Origin of the sequence: Amycolatopsis sp. BJA-103, from assembly GCF_002849735.1 — a bacterium.
Taxonomy (GTDB): Bacteria; Actinomycetota; Actinomycetes; order Mycobacteriales; family Pseudonocardiaceae; genus Amycolatopsis.
The window spans coordinates 4167501-4180589 of the sequence record NZ_CP017780.1; the positions used below are offsets into that span (position 1 = coordinate 4167501).

Genomic DNA, 13089 nt, shown 5'->3' on the forward strand with positions numbered 1-13089 from the left:
TTGCGTCCCTCGGAGTCGGTGACCAGCGGCGCGGTCAGCGCGTGGGTGTGCCCGCCGTCGGTGCGGCGGATCAGGTCGACGCCGCCGACGAGGTTGCCCCACTGGTCCGAGCCGCCGATCTGCAGCTTGCAGCCGTACTCGCGGTACAGGTGCAGGTAGTCCTGCGACTGGAGCAGCAGGTAGCTGAACTCGGTGTAGGAGATGCCGTCGCCTTCGAGGCGTCGCTTCACCGTCTCCCGGTTCAGCATCATGTTGACCGGGAAGTGCTTTCCGACGTCGCGCAGGAACTCGACCACGCTCTGCTTCGCGGTCCAGTCCAGGTTGTTCTCGATGACCGCACCGGTCGGCGAGTCGTCGAAGTCGACGAACCGCTCCAGCTGGCCGCGGATCCGGTCGGCCCACTCTGAGACGGTGTCCACCGTGTTCAGGGTGCGCTCACCGGTGTCGCGCGGGTCGCCGATCATCCCGGTGGCGACGCCCGCCAGCACGATCGGCCGGTGCCCGGCGCGCTGGAAGCGCGAGAGCATCAGCAGCGGGACCAGGTTGCCGGCGTGGAGGCTGGGCGCGGTCGGGTCGAATCCGCAATAGAGCGTGAGGGGTCCTTGGTCGAGGTCTCGCCGCAGTGCGTCGGTGTCGGTGGATTGCGCGATCAGGCCGCGCCAGGTCAGCTCGTCAAGGATGTGCTCGCTCACGCCTGTAGATCCTCCCGCACCAGGTCAACCGACTATCGGCCGGGGGCCGCCGCCCGCCGCTTGCCGCCCCGGCGATAGGTGGAGACCGCGGGCGAGCCGTCGATCCAGAACCGCCACGGCGTGTCCATCGCCATCGCGACGCCGACGCGCGGCCCGGTGCGGATGTCCGCGTCGGGTGCGCGTTCGCCGGTGAACAGCCGGACGGGTGACGCGGGGTCTGTCAGGTCGACGCCGTTCTCGGCCTTGTCGATGCCGAGCACCGAGGTGAGGATGGCGGGCCCCTTGGCCAGTTCGCCGTTGCCCCGCGCCGACGGCCTGCGCGCCTTGGCGATGTCCGCGCCGGACACCACCTCCCCGGCCCGCAGCAGCACGGCGCCCGGCTGCCCGTCTTCGGTGCCGACGACGTTGGCGCAGAAGTGCATCCCGTAGACGAAGTACACGTACAGATACCCCGCCGGACCCCACATGACCGCGTTGCGCGGGGTCATGCCGCGGTAGCAGTGCGACGCGGGGTCGTCGAGTCCGCGATAGGCCTCGACCTCGACCAGGCGGACGGCGACCGTGCCGTCGGGACCGGTCGCTTCGATCACCGCGCCGAGCAGGAGCGTCGACAGCTCCACCGGATCCAGCGCCAGCTCTCGCCGGGTGAACTGCCTCCCGGTCACCAAGTTCCGCACTCCCCGACCTTAACCGGAGCCTCCGACGATTCGGTATTGAGCGTTCGCTCAAACATGGTCTACAGTGCTTTTGAGCGATCGCTCAACCTGGAGGGGAGGCTCGATGAGCCGGAGAGCGCTATACGTCGAAACGGTGATCCGCACCGACCTCGGCACCCTGTGGCGGTACACGCAGGACCCTGACCTGCACGAACGGTGGGATCTCCGCTTCGCGCGCATCGAACCGTTGGCGGGCGTGCCGGGACGGTTCCGGTACGCGACGAAATTCCTGGGGTTCGTGATCAACGGGACCGGAACGCACGCCGGGGAGAGCGAACGGCCCGACGGCGGCCGGACGTCCGCGCTGCGGTTCGCCTCCTCGGATCCGCTGTCCCTCATCAAGTCCGGTTCGGGGTACTGGCGCTACACCCCGGCCGAGGACGGCGTCCGGTTCGTCACCGGCTTCGACTACATCACCCGGTGGGGTGTCTTCGGCAGGTTCGCCGATCTGCTGTTCCGGCCGATCTTCGGCTGGATGACGGCCTGGTCGTTCGACAGGCTCCGTCTCTGGCTCGAAACCGGCTGCCCGCCGGAGGACCTCCCCTTGCTTTCGCCCGCGGCGAGCCGCTGCCGCCGGAGTCCGCGAGCGGGCAAGGACGGCACCGCACCCCGCATTCTGGACACCCTGGAGCAGGCATGATCTTCCAAGAGGCCCTGGGCACCGAGTTCGCGTCGCTGCACCCGCGGATGCGCGAACGACTGTCGCTGAGCACGGCGAACGGCGTCGGGATGATCGGCGTCGGCGTGATGGACGAGATCTGGCGCGGCGCCGCGTTCGCCACGCCGTTCCTGCGGCTCGGCGCGTCGAGGCACATCCTCTTCCCGGAGCGCGGCCACAACGTCCCCTTCACCATCGAGAACTATCCGTACGTCGACTCGCTCGGCAGGGAGACGGTGTCGTTCGTCCGCACCTTCGAACTGCCGGAACGGCGACGGCGGTTCGACGCGCAGATGGTCTACAGCGCCGAGCGCGGGAAGATCGTCGACTACCTGGGCACGCATCAGCACATCGCGGTCGATCTCGACGTGACGGTGCGACCCGACGGCGGCTTCCACATCCGGTCGGAGGAATTCCGGCTGTGCGAAGGCCCGCTCCGCTGCGTGGTGCCGCGATCCGTCGTCGGGGTGGCCGAGGTCGACGAGTGGTTCGACGAGGAGAGCGACCTGTTCAGGATCGAGATCAAGGTGACGAACCGGCGGTTCGGCCCGCTGTTCGGCTACCGGGGCGCGTTCGAGGCACGGTTCGTCGACCTGCGGGCGGGGGTGAGCGGTGCGGTGAAGCCGTTGCGTGAGAAGGTCCTGGACTGATGAACGGGCCCAGCACGAAACAGCGGTTGATCGACGGCGCGCTGGAGACCATCCGCACCAGCGGAATCACCGCGGTTTCCGCCAGGACCGTCGCCACCGCGGCGGGCACCAACCAGGCGCTGATCTTCTACCACTTCGGCAGTGTCGAGGAGTTACTCGCACAGGCCTGCGTGACAGCGACCGAAAGCCGCGTCGCCCATTTCCGTGACCGGTTCGCCGAAGTGCGCACGCTGGGCGAACTGCTGGAACTGGGCCGGACCATCCACACGGAGGAGCGCGCCGAGGGGAACATGGCGGTCCTCGCCCAGGCCCTCGCCGGCTCGCAGGGCGGCGGACGGCTGGCCGAGGCGACGCGAGAGGCGCTGGACAAATGGGTCCGCGAAGTCCAAGGAACCCTCGACCGCGTGCTGGCCGGTTCGCCGGTGCTCGAACTGGCGGAGACCGAAGGGCTCGCCCACGCGGTCTCCGCCGGCTTCCTCGGCTTGACGCTGTTCGAGTCGGTCGATCCGGAAGGCGCCGAAAAGGCGCTGGCCGCACTGGGCCAGCTGGCCGTCCTGGCCGACGTCCTTGAAGGACTCGGCCCGGTGGCCACCCGCGCGGTGCGCGCGAAACTCCGGAAGACCGCAAAGAAGTAGCTACGCGATCTTCGGCGCGACTCGCATGCTGGTGTAGCAGTGTTCGGTGCCGTCAGGGAGTTTCGAGAACAGCACCGGCATCCAGTCGTCGCCGAACATCGGGTTCATCCCGGCGAAGACGTTTTCCGACACCGGCACCAGATCCGCTTCGATCGACGGGGCGATTCCCTCGAGCGCGTCGGCGAATTCGTAGACGAAGTGCAGCGTCCCTTCCGTTTCGGTGACGGTGATGATGACGCCTTCGCGGCGATAGATGCCCGCGAAAGGTGCGACGTCCACCGAAGGCGGTGATGGCGGCGGAGCGAACTCGGCGGGCACCTGGACTCCGGCGAGTTCGCCGAGCAGTTCCCGTGACAGGTCGTTGTACAGCCGATCGGTCGTGCCGTGGTTGGTGAGCAGCGCGAAGGCGAGCCCGGCTTCCGGAACCACCCGCAGATAGGAGCGCTGCCCGATCGACGAACCGTTGTGCCCGAAACCGGGAACGCCGTTCCAGTCGTAGGTCGACAGGCCCAGGCCCCAGCCGTCGGAACCGAGCGTCCATTTGTCGGGTACTTCGACCTCGCGACGTCGCATCGCGGTCACCGTCTCTTCGGCGAGCACGCGAGTCCTGTCGGCCGAGGTGCCGTCCAGCAGCATCCGCGCGAAGCGGACCACGTCGCCGGCCGTGGCGAGCACTCGGCCGTACGGTCCGGCGTTGCGTGGCAGGAGATCCCAGGCGGCCGTCGGTTCCGGGTCCTGCCCGAGATGCCCCATCGCCACCCGGAACCGCAAGGCCTCTTCGGGCAGGGTCATCGTCTCGGTGAGCCCGAGCGGCGCGATGAGCCGCTCTCGCAAGGCGTCGTCCCAGGTCAGTCCGGTGAGCACCTCGGCGATCCGGCCGAGCACGGCGTATCCGACGCTGCTGTAGGACGCGGCCGTGCCCGGCGGGCAGTCGAGCGCCACTCCCCTGGCTGCTTCGACGTACTTGGCCAGACAGTCGTCGCCGCGCCCGGTGTCCTCCATGAAGTCGCAGGTGAGCCCACCGGTGTGGCTGAGCAACTGCCGGGCGGTGATGGTCCTGGTCGCCTCCGGATCGACCGTCGCGAACTCAGGGAGCGCCTCGATCACCGGTGCGTCGAGGTCCAGCCGCCCCTCCTCGGCCAGCCCCAGTACCAACGCGGCCGTGTAGACCTTCGCGATCGAGCCGAGCTGGAAGACAGAGTCGGTGGTCGTCTCCACTCCGGTCCCCCGGTGCAGGATCCCGCTCGCGAGTTCGTGGATCTCGCCGCCGGTCAGCACCGCGAGGGACGCGCCGGGAACACGGTGTTCGGCGCGCAGATCGTCGAGGCGGGACTGCCAGTGGGCGTGGTCGAAGACTGTCCGTACACTGTTAGGCATACTGGACACTGTACGGACAAGGAAGGAGCGCGGATGTCGATCTGGGTCCGTCCCCCGAAACGCAAGCGCGAGCAGCCGCTGCTGAGCAGGGAAAAGATCGTTTCCGCTGCCATCGAACTGCTCGACACCGAGGGCATCGACGCGCTGAGCATGCGGAAGCTCGGGCTGCGGCTCGACGTGGCCGCCGCGTCGATGTACACGCATGTGGCAGGCAAGGACGAGCTGGTCGAACTGGTCGTCGACGAAATTTACGGCGAAGTCGCGCTCCCGGATCCGGGTCCGTGGCGGGAGGCGGCGACGCGGTTCGCGCACGACCTGCGTGCGGTGTTCCTCCGCCATCCGTGGATCGGCTCGCTGCTCGGCGAGGCGGGGGTGGCCTATCTGGGGCCGAACGTCCTGCGGCTGTCAGAAGCGGCGTTGGCGCTGTTCGAGGAGGCCGGTTTCTCGCTGGACGACGCCGATCTGGCGTTCAACACGCTCATGGCGTTCGTCGTCGGGCGAGCCACCAGCGAGGCCGCGTGGCTGACGACGCTCAAGCGCAGCGGGCAGAGTGAGCAGGAGTGGAAAGATCGCTTGTGGCCCGCAGCCGAGCAGGCGGTACGGGATCACCCGCGGCTCAAGAAGCTGTACGCGGCCCAGCGGGATCGGAAACCGGGCGAGACCAACGACTCCGACTTCGAGCGTGGCCTCGACCGCGTCCTCGACGGTTTGGCGGCCAACGCGTGAAGGCCCCGGGCCAAGGGGCCTTCACGCGACAGGTCAGCTCAGCCAGGCGCGGTGTTCGGTGACCCGCGCGACCAGCCGGTCCCGCTGCTCGGCGACCCGCTCCGGAGCGGTACCGCCACGGGCGTTGCGCGAGCTCACCGAGCCCTCGACGGTCAGTACCTCGCGCACGGCGGGTGTCAGCGCCGGGTTGATCTTCTCGAACTCTTCGTCGGTCAGTTCGTCGAGGCCGACACCGCGGCCCTCGGCGACGCGGACGCTCTCCCCCGCCGCTTCGTGCGCGACACGGAACGGAACCCCTTGGCGCACCAGCCATTCGGCGATGTCCGTGGCGAGGGTGAACCCGGCGGGCGCGAGTTCGGCGAGCCTGTCGGTGTGGAAGGTCAGCGTCTCGAGCATGCCCGCGATCGCCGGGAACAGCAGCTCCAGCTGTTCGACGGAGTCGAAGACCGGCTCCTTGTCCTCCTGCAGGTCCCGGTTGTACGCGAGCGGCTGTGCCTTGAGCGTCGCGAGCAGGCCGGTCAGGTTGCCGATGAGCCGTCCGGCCTTGCCGCGGGTCAGCTCGGCGACGTCGGGGTTCTTCTTCTGCGGCATGATCGAACTGCCGGTCGCCCAGGCGTCGTCGAGGGTGACGTAGCCGAATTCGGCGGTGTTCCAGATGATCACCTCTTCGGCGATCCTGGACAGGTTCACCGCGAGCATCGCGACGTCGAAGGCGAACTCGGCGACGAAGTCCCGCGAGGCGGTGCCGTCGATGGAGTTGTCGACGCTGGAGTCGAAACCGAGTTCCGCGGCGACAGCCTCGGGGTCGAGGCCGAGCGAGGAACCCGCGAGCGCGCCGGAACCGTAGGGCGACTCGGCGGTGCGAGCGTCCCAGTCACGCAACCGGGTGACGTCACGCAGCAGCGACTGGCCGTGGGCGAGCAGGTGGTGCGCCAGCAGGACCGGCTGGGCGTGCTGCAGGTGGGTGCGGCCCGGGAGGATCGCGTCCGGGTGCCGGTTCGCCTGCGAAACCAGCGCGTCGACGACGCCGAGGGTGCCCGCGACCACGCGGCGGGCCGCGTCGCGCAGCCACATCCGGAACAGCGTCGCGACCTGGTCGTTGCGTGACCGGCCCGCCCGCAGCTTGCCGCCGAGTTCGGTGCCCGCGCGCTCCAGCAGGCCGCGTTCGAGCGCGGTGTGGACGTCCTCGTCGGCGACCGTCGGGGTGAACGCGCCCGAGGCGACGTCCTGCGCGAGCGTGTCCAGTGCGGCGAGCATGCCCGTCAGCTCGTCGTCGGTGAGGAGCCCGGCCTTCCGCAGCACCCGCGCGTGGGCCCTCGACCCGGCGATGTCGTACGGCGCCAGGCGCCAGTCGAAATGGGTCGACGCGCTCAGCGCCGCCATCGCCTCCGCCGGCCCGCTGGCGAACCGGCCGCCCCACAGCTGCACCGGCTGCTCATTCCCGCTCACGACACTCCTCGAATTCCTTGGTTCTCTTCAGGCGACTGACTGGTCGAACGTAGTGCCTGTGGTGAAGTCGTACAGCGCGCGCTCGTCGCGCGCCGAGTTCACGACCGCGTTCCCCCGGTGCAGGATCAGGCGGACTTCGCCGGACACCCGCCCGAGACTGACTTTTTCCAATTCTTCCCGCGCGGTGACCAGCGCGACCGCGGCGGGACCCTCGTAGATCTCGCGCCCGGCGAGCCCGAGGGCGCCGACACGGCGGTTCACCTGCTGGAAGGCCTGCAGCAGGGTGACGGTCTCCCCGTCGATGGCGACGGGCACACCTTCGTCGAAGGTGACGACAAGCCTCTCCGGGTCATCCGGGAAGGCGAACGCGTCAGGCGCCACCTTCGGTCTCCTCACCGCCGTCCACGATGGACGACCGCCGGGCCAGCGCCATGAAACGCTCGGCCAGATCCTTGCCGGACAAAGGTTCTCTCGCGATCACGGCGACCGTGTCGTCACCGGCGATCGAACCGACGACCTCCTCCAGCGCCGCCCTGTCGATGGCGCTGGCGAGGAACTGCGCCGCACCCGGCGGGGTCCGCAGCACCGTCAGGTTCCCCGACGAGTCCGCCGAAACGAGCAGTTCGGCGAGCAGCCGCGAAAGCCGGGACGTGCCGCCCTGCACCCCGCGGACCGGACTGCCGTCCTCCGGGATGACGTAGACCGGTGCTCCTGAGTCCGCGCCCCGCAGCTTGACCGCGCCCAGTTCGTCGAGATCCCGCGAAAGCGTCGCCTGGGTGACGTCGATGCCCTCCGCCGCCAGGAGCTTCGCGAGCTCCGTCTGACTGCGGATGGCCATCGTGGACACGAGTTCGGTGATCCGGGCCTGCCGGGTGACCCTGCTGCCGGTCATCGTCGCTTCTCGTCCAGTAGCCACACCAGCAGCGCCTTCTGCGCATGGAGCCGGTTCTCGGCCTCGTCCCAGACCGCGCTGGCCGGGCCGTCGATGACCTCGTCGGTGATCTCCCAGCCGCGGTGCGCGGGCAGGCAGTGCAGCACGATCGCCTCGTCCGCGGCGCGGCGCATCAGCGCGGCGTTGACCTGCAGCTCACGGAAGGGGCCAACCCGGTCGAGGCCGTCGTTCTCCTGGCCCATCGAGGTCCAGGTGTCGGTGACGACGACGTCCGCGCCTTCGACCGCGGCGTACGGATCGGTGAAGACCGTGGTGCTGCCGCCGGTTTCGCTCGAACGGTGCTTGGCGTCGAGCATGACCTGCTGATCCGGCTGGAAGCCCTCCGGCGAGACGACGCGGACGTGCATCCCGGCCGTGGTTCCGCCCAGCAGCAGCGAATGCGCCATGTTGTTGGCGCCGTCGCCGAGGTAGACCAGGGTGAGCCCGGCGAGCTTGCCCTTGCGCTCACGGATGGTCATCAGATCGGTGAGCACCTGGCATGGGTGGAACTCGTCGGTGAGCGCGTTGATCACCGGGATGCTCGCCGCCGACGCCATCGCGTCGATGCGCTTCTGGGCGAAGGTCCGCCAGACGATCGCGTCCAGGTACCGCGAAAGCACCCGCGAGGTGTCCTCGATGGTCTCTTCGCGGCCGAGCTGCATCGAGCGCCCGTCGACGATCACCGGATGCCCGCCGAGCTGGGAGATGCCCACCTCGAACGAGAACCGGGTCCGGGTGGAGTTCTTCTCGAAGATCGCCGCGACGGACTTGCCCTCCAACGCGCGGGAGCTCAGCGGCTCGGCCTTCAACTGGTCGGCGAGGTCCAGGATCTCGGCCTGTTCGGCAGGGCTGAGATCGTCGTCGCGGAGAAAGTTGCGGAGCATGGGTTCGTCTCTGTCCTAGGTGGTGGTGGAATCGAGCGCCCCGGGAAGGGCTTCGAGGAATCCGTTGGCCTCGTCGGCGCTCAGGATCAGCGGTGGTGCCAGCCGGATGGTGTCGGGGGCGATCGGGTTGACCAGGTAGCCCGCCTCCTGCGCGGCCTTGGCGACCGCCGCCGAGACCGGTTCGCGCAACGCGATGCCGAGCAGCAGCCCTGCCCCGCGGACCCCGGCCACCAGCGGGTGGCCGAGCTCTTCGACGCGAGAGGCGATGTCCTTGCCCAGCGCGGAAACGTGGTCGTTCAGGTTGTCCTTGGCGATGGTCTTGAGCACGGCGAGCCCGGCGGCGCAGCAGATCGGGTTGCCGCCGAAGGTGGTGCCGTGCTGGCCGGGCTTCATCAGGTCGCCCGCCGCGCCGACGCCGATGACCGCGCCGAGCGGCAGGCCGCCGCCGAGGCCCTTGGCCAGGGTGATGACGTCCGGGACGATGCCTGCGTGCTGGAAGGCGAACCACGCGCCGGTGCGGCCGATGCCGGTCTGCACCTCGTCGAGGACCAGCAGGGTCCCGGTCGCCTTGGTGATCTCCCGCGCGGCCTGGAGGTAGCCGTCCGGCGCCGGGACGACACCCGCTTCCCCGAGGATCGGCTCGAGGAAGACCGCTGCGGTGTCGGTGTCCACCGCGGCGCGAAGCGCGTCGACGTCACCATAAGGAACGTGGGTCACGCCCGGGAGCAGCGGTGCGAACGGGTCGCGTTTCGACGGCTGGCCGGTCAGCGTCAGCGCGCCCATGGTGCGGCCGTGGAAAGCACCCTCACAGGCGACGATCTTCTCGCGACCGGTGAGCCTGCTCAGCTTCAGCGCGGCTTCGTTGGCCTCCGCGCCCGAGTTGACGAACAGCATCTTCGCGTTTCCGGACAGGCCGGCGACGTCGAGGATGGCTTCGGCGAACTCGACGACGACCGGGTTCACGTAGAGGTTCGAGGTGTGCCCGAGTTTCGCGACCTGTTCGGAGACGGCGGCGACCACGGCGGGGTGGGCGTGGCCCAGCGCGTTGACCGCGATCCCGCCCAGCAGGTCGATGTACGGTTTGCCGTCGGCGTCCCAGACCTTCGCGCCCTCGCCGCGGACCAGGGTCAGCGCCGGGGTGCCGTAGTTGTCCATGAGGGACGCCTTCCAGCGTTCCTGGCCGTCTACATTGGACTCGGACGTGGTCACGGGAGCTCCGTTTCGGGGAAGACCATGGTACCGATGCCGCGGGAGGTGAAGACCTCCAGCAGCACCGAATGGGCGATGCGGCCGTCGATCACGTGCGCGCGGCGGACGCCGCCGCGGATGGCGCGCACGCAGGCCTCCATTTTCGGGATCATGCCGCTGGCGAGACCGGGCAGCAGCGCTTCGAGCCTGTCGACGCGGATCCGGTCGACCAGCGAACCGCGGTCGGGCCAGTTGGCGTAGAGGCCTTCGACGTCGGTGAGCACGACGAGTTTCTCCGCGCCCAGCGCGGCGGCCAGCGCACCGGCGGCGGTGTCGGCGTTGATGTTGTGCACGACGCCGTCGACGTCCGGGGCCACGGTGGACACCACCGGGATCCGGCCCGCGTTGACGATGTCGAGCACCGCGTCCGGGTTGACCTCGGAAACCTCGCCGACGAGCCCGATGTCGACCGGCTCACCGTCCACAGTGGCCTGTTTGCGCTCGGCGGTGAACAGCCGCGCGTCCTCGCCGGAGATGCCGACCGCGTAGGGACCGTGCGCGTTGATCAGCCCGACCAGTTCGCGGCTGACCTGGCCGGTCAGCACCATGCGGACGATGTCCATCGTCTCGGGGGTGGTGACGCGCAGGCCGCCCTTGAACTCGCCTTCGACGCCGAGCCGGTTGAGCATCGCGGTGATCTGCGGGCCGCCGCCGTGCACCACCACCGGCCGCAGCCCGGCCATGCGCAGGAACACCATGTCCTCGGCGAAGGCCTGCTTGAGGCCCTCGTCGATCATGGCGTTGCCGCCGTACTTCACCACGACGGTGGCGCCGTGGAAACGCTGCAGCCAGGGCAGCGCCTCGATGAGGATCGCGGCCTTCTCGGCGGCCGTCGCGAGCCGCTCGTCCGCGGGGACCGTGGATTCGGAAGGGCTCATGACGAGTACGCGCTGTTCTCTTCGACGTAGGCGTGCGAGAGGTCGGTCGTGTAGATCGTCGCTTCGCCTTCACCGAGGCCGAGGTCTACGACGATCTGGATGTCACGGCCCGAGAGGTCCGCTTCGGAGCGGTCCGAAGCGGGGGTGCCCTTGGCGAACAGAGTGACACCGTTGATCGTGATGGCGACCTTCTCCGGATCGATCTCCGCGGGTACCCGGCCCAGCGCCATGGCGATCCGGCCCCAGTTCGGGTCCGAACCGAACAGCGCGGTCTTGACCAGGTTGTCCTCGGCGATCGTCCGGCCGACGGCGATGGCGTCGGCCGTGCTCGCCGCGCCGGTGACCGTGACGTCGACGTGCTTGGTCGCGCCTTCGGAGTCCGCGCGCAGTTGCAGCACGAGGTCGAGGCTGACGGCGGTGAGCAGTTCGGTCAGTTCGGCTTCGGTCGGTTCGACGCCACTGGCGCCGGACGCGAGGACGAGCACGGTGTCGTTGGTGGAGGTGCCGCCGTCGACGTCGAGCCTGTCGAAGGTGACGCCGGTGGCGGCGCGCAGGGCCCTGTCGAGGACGTCGGGCGTGACGACCGCGTCGGTGGTGAGGACCGACAGCATCGTCGCGAGGTTCGGGGCCAGCATTCCGGCACCCTTGGCGAACCCGCCGACGCTCCAGCCGCTTTCGTGCTCCGCGACGGCCTGCTTCGGCTTGCTGTCGGTGGTCATGACCGCGGTGGCGGCATCGAGAGCGGACTCGGTGCCGGTCCCGAGTGCCCCGAAGGCGGTGTCCACGCCGGAAAGCAGCGCGTCCATCGGCAACCGCTCACCGATCAGGCCGGTCGAGCAGACCGCGACCTCGATCGCGCCCGCCTCGAAGAGCCCGGCGACCTTCTCGGCGGTCTTGTGGGTGTCCTGGAAACCGCCGGGACCGGTGGCGGCGTTCGCGCCGCCGGAGTTGAGGACGACGGCCTTGAGGCGCCGCTGCTTGAGCACCTCCTGCGACCACAGGACGGGCGCGGCCTTGATCACGTTGCGGGTGAACACGCCGGCCGCGACCTGCAACGGCCCGTCGTTGACGACGAGCGCGAGGTCGAGCTTGCCCTCGGCCTTGATCCCGGCGGCGACGCCCGCGGCACGGAATCCCTTCGGCTGGGTGACGGTCACGGAGCGACTCCTACGGTCGGTAGTCCGGTGGTTTCGGGGAGGCCGAGCGCGAGGTTCATCGACTGGACGGCGCCTCCCGCGGTGCCCTTGGTGAGGTTGTCGATGGCCGCGACCACGATCAGGCGCCGGGTGTCGGCGTCGACGGTGACCTGCAGCTGGACGTTGTTCGAACCGACCACCGAGGCCGTCGACGGCCACTGACCCGGAGGCAGTAGCTGGACGAACGGCTCGGCGGCGTAGGCCTTTTCGTACACCGCACGAGCGCCGTCGGCGTCCAAGTCGGACTTGAGCGCGGCGCTCGCCGTGGTGAGGATCCCGCGCGGCATCGGGGCCAGCACCGGGGTGAACGAGACCTTGACCCGCTCCCCCGAGATCGCCGAGAGGTTCTGCGCGAACTCGGGAGTGTGGCGGTGGGCTCCGCCGACGCCGTACGCGGTGGCCGAACCCATCACCTCCGAACCGAGGAGGTTCGGCTTGAGGCTCTTGCCCGCGCCCGAGGTCCCGGTCACGGCGACGACGTTGACCTCCGGCTCGATCAGGCCCGCGGCGAAGGCCGGGGCGAGGGCGAGCGAACCGCCGGTCGGGAAGCAGCCCGGGACCGCGACGCGTTTGGCCCCGGCGAGGCGCTCGCGGGCGCCGGGGAGTTCGGGGAGCCCGTACGGCCACTGTCCGGCGTGGTCACCGCCGTACCAGCGCTGCCAGTCGGCCGCGTCCGCGAGGCGGTGGTCCGCGCCGAGGTCGACCACCAGGACGTCCGGGCCCAGTTGCGCGGCGATGGCCCCGGAGTGGCCGTGCGGCAGGGCGAGGAAGACGACGTCGTGCCCGGCCAGGGTCTCCGGGGTCGTCTCCAGCAGGACACGGTCCGCCAGCGGCGCGAGGTGCGGCTGGTGCCGGACGAGCGGCGTCCCCGCGGAACTGGCCGCGGTCAGCGCGCCGATCTGGACTTCGGGGTGGGTCAGCAGCAGGCGCAGGAGTTCGCCACCCGCGTACCCGCTGGCTCCGGCAACCGCGATCTTCACCGTCATACGAATGATTATGCACAGCCGTGCAAGTTCAATCAAACAAAGTCGTGCGGCTCACCCGAACCA

The 13089-nt window shown here is 69.4% G+C and carries 15 protein-coding genes (1 of these 15 cut by a window edge); 4 read left to right on the forward strand and 11 right to left on the reverse strand.

Annotation, left to right across the window (positions count from 1 at the left end):
- Positions 1 to 692, reverse strand: the 5' portion of a protein-coding gene (gene tyrS, locus BKN51_RS17955; protein WP_101608747.1) for a tyrosine--tRNA ligase. The gene continues 583 nt to the left of window position 1, outside the view; the window shows 692 of its 1275 coding nt (coding positions 1-692); it begins with the start codon at positions 690 to 692; the stop codon falls past the left edge of the window.
- 32 nt (positions 693 to 724) lie between these two features.
- A complete protein-coding gene (locus tag BKN51_RS17960) occupies positions 725 to 1360 on the reverse strand; it encodes a DNA-3-methyladenine glycosylase (protein WP_101613286.1) in 636 nt (211 codons plus the stop codon).
- 112 nt (positions 1361 to 1472) lie between these two features.
- On the opposite strand from BKN51_RS17960, the gene BKN51_RS17965 reads away from it, so the two are divergent.
- Genes BKN51_RS17965 through BKN51_RS17975 form a run of 3 tightly spaced genes read left to right on the forward strand, consistent with a single transcriptional unit; the run spans position 1473 to position 3351 of the window.
- The gene (locus BKN51_RS17965; protein WP_101608748.1) at positions 1473 to 2048 is read left to right on the forward strand and encodes a hypothetical protein; all 576 of its coding nucleotides are present in this window, start codon (positions 1473 to 1475) and stop codon (positions 2046 to 2048) included.
- A complete protein-coding gene (locus BKN51_RS17970) occupies positions 2045 to 2716 on the forward strand; it encodes a DUF4166 domain-containing protein (RefSeq protein WP_101608749.1) in 672 nt (223 codons plus the stop codon). Before BKN51_RS17965 ends, BKN51_RS17970 begins: the two co-directional genes overlap by 4 nt.
- Positions 2716 to 3351, forward strand: coding sequence for a TetR/AcrR family transcriptional regulator (locus BKN51_RS17975; RefSeq protein WP_101608750.1), 636 nt, complete (start codon positions 2716 to 2718; stop codon positions 3349 to 3351). The genes BKN51_RS17970 and BKN51_RS17975 overlap by 1 nt, the downstream gene beginning before the upstream one ends.
- Here BKN51_RS17975 and BKN51_RS17980 read toward each other — a convergent pair whose 3' ends face one another.
- The gene (locus tag BKN51_RS17980; protein WP_101608751.1) at positions 3352 to 4728 is read right to left on the reverse strand and encodes a serine hydrolase domain-containing protein; all 1377 of its coding nucleotides are present in this window, start codon (positions 4726 to 4728) and stop codon (positions 3352 to 3354) included.
- A 33-nt stretch (positions 4729 to 4761) separates the two neighbouring features.
- On the opposite strand from BKN51_RS17980, the gene BKN51_RS17985 reads away from it, so the two are divergent.
- Complete coding sequence (locus BKN51_RS17985) at positions 4762 to 5454, forward strand: TetR/AcrR family transcriptional regulator (protein ID WP_101608752.1); 693 nt, start codon at positions 4762 to 4764, stop codon at positions 5452 to 5454.
- 33 nt (positions 5455 to 5487) lie between these two features.
- On the opposite strand, the gene argH is transcribed toward BKN51_RS17985, so the two are convergent.
- The 8 genes from argH to argC are packed head-to-tail and all read right to left on the reverse strand — an operon-like array spanning position 5488 to position 13026.
- On the reverse strand, positions 5488 to 6903 hold the full coding sequence (argH, locus tag BKN51_RS17990; RefSeq protein WP_101608753.1) for an argininosuccinate lyase: 1416 nt from the start codon (positions 6901 to 6903) through the stop codon (positions 5488 to 5490).
- A 27-nt stretch (positions 6904 to 6930) separates the two neighbouring features.
- A complete protein-coding gene (locus BKN51_RS17995; RefSeq protein ID WP_101608754.1) occupies positions 6931 to 7284 on the reverse strand; it encodes an argininosuccinate synthase domain-containing protein in 354 nt (117 codons plus the stop codon).
- Positions 7274 to 7795, reverse strand: coding sequence for an arginine repressor (locus tag BKN51_RS18000; RefSeq protein WP_101608755.1), 522 nt, complete (start codon positions 7793 to 7795; stop codon positions 7274 to 7276). The genes BKN51_RS17995 and BKN51_RS18000 overlap by 11 nt, the downstream gene beginning before the upstream one ends.
- On the reverse strand, positions 7792 to 8718 hold the full coding sequence (argF, locus tag BKN51_RS18005) for an ornithine carbamoyltransferase (RefSeq protein ID WP_101608756.1): 927 nt from the start codon (positions 8716 to 8718) through the stop codon (positions 7792 to 7794). The genes BKN51_RS18000 and argF overlap by 4 nt, the downstream gene beginning before the upstream one ends.
- Positions 8719 to 8733: 15 nt before the next feature.
- A complete protein-coding gene (locus BKN51_RS18010) occupies positions 8734 to 9927 on the reverse strand; it encodes an acetylornithine transaminase (RefSeq protein ID WP_101608757.1) in 1194 nt (397 codons plus the stop codon).
- Positions 9924 to 10844, reverse strand: coding sequence for an acetylglutamate kinase (argB, locus tag BKN51_RS18015; protein WP_101608758.1), 921 nt, complete (start codon positions 10842 to 10844; stop codon positions 9924 to 9926). The genes BKN51_RS18010 and argB overlap by 4 nt, the downstream gene beginning before the upstream one ends.
- A complete protein-coding gene (gene argJ / locus BKN51_RS18020) occupies positions 10841 to 12001 on the reverse strand; it encodes a bifunctional glutamate N-acetyltransferase/amino-acid acetyltransferase ArgJ (RefSeq protein ID WP_101608759.1) in 1161 nt (386 codons plus the stop codon). The genes argB and argJ overlap by 4 nt, the downstream gene beginning before the upstream one ends.
- Entirely contained in the window at positions 11998 to 13026 is a 1029-nt protein-coding gene (gene argC, locus BKN51_RS18025) for an N-acetyl-gamma-glutamyl-phosphate reductase (RefSeq protein ID WP_101608760.1), read from the reverse strand. The genes argJ and argC overlap by 4 nt, the downstream gene beginning before the upstream one ends.
- Positions 13027 to 13089: the final 63 nt, after the last annotated feature.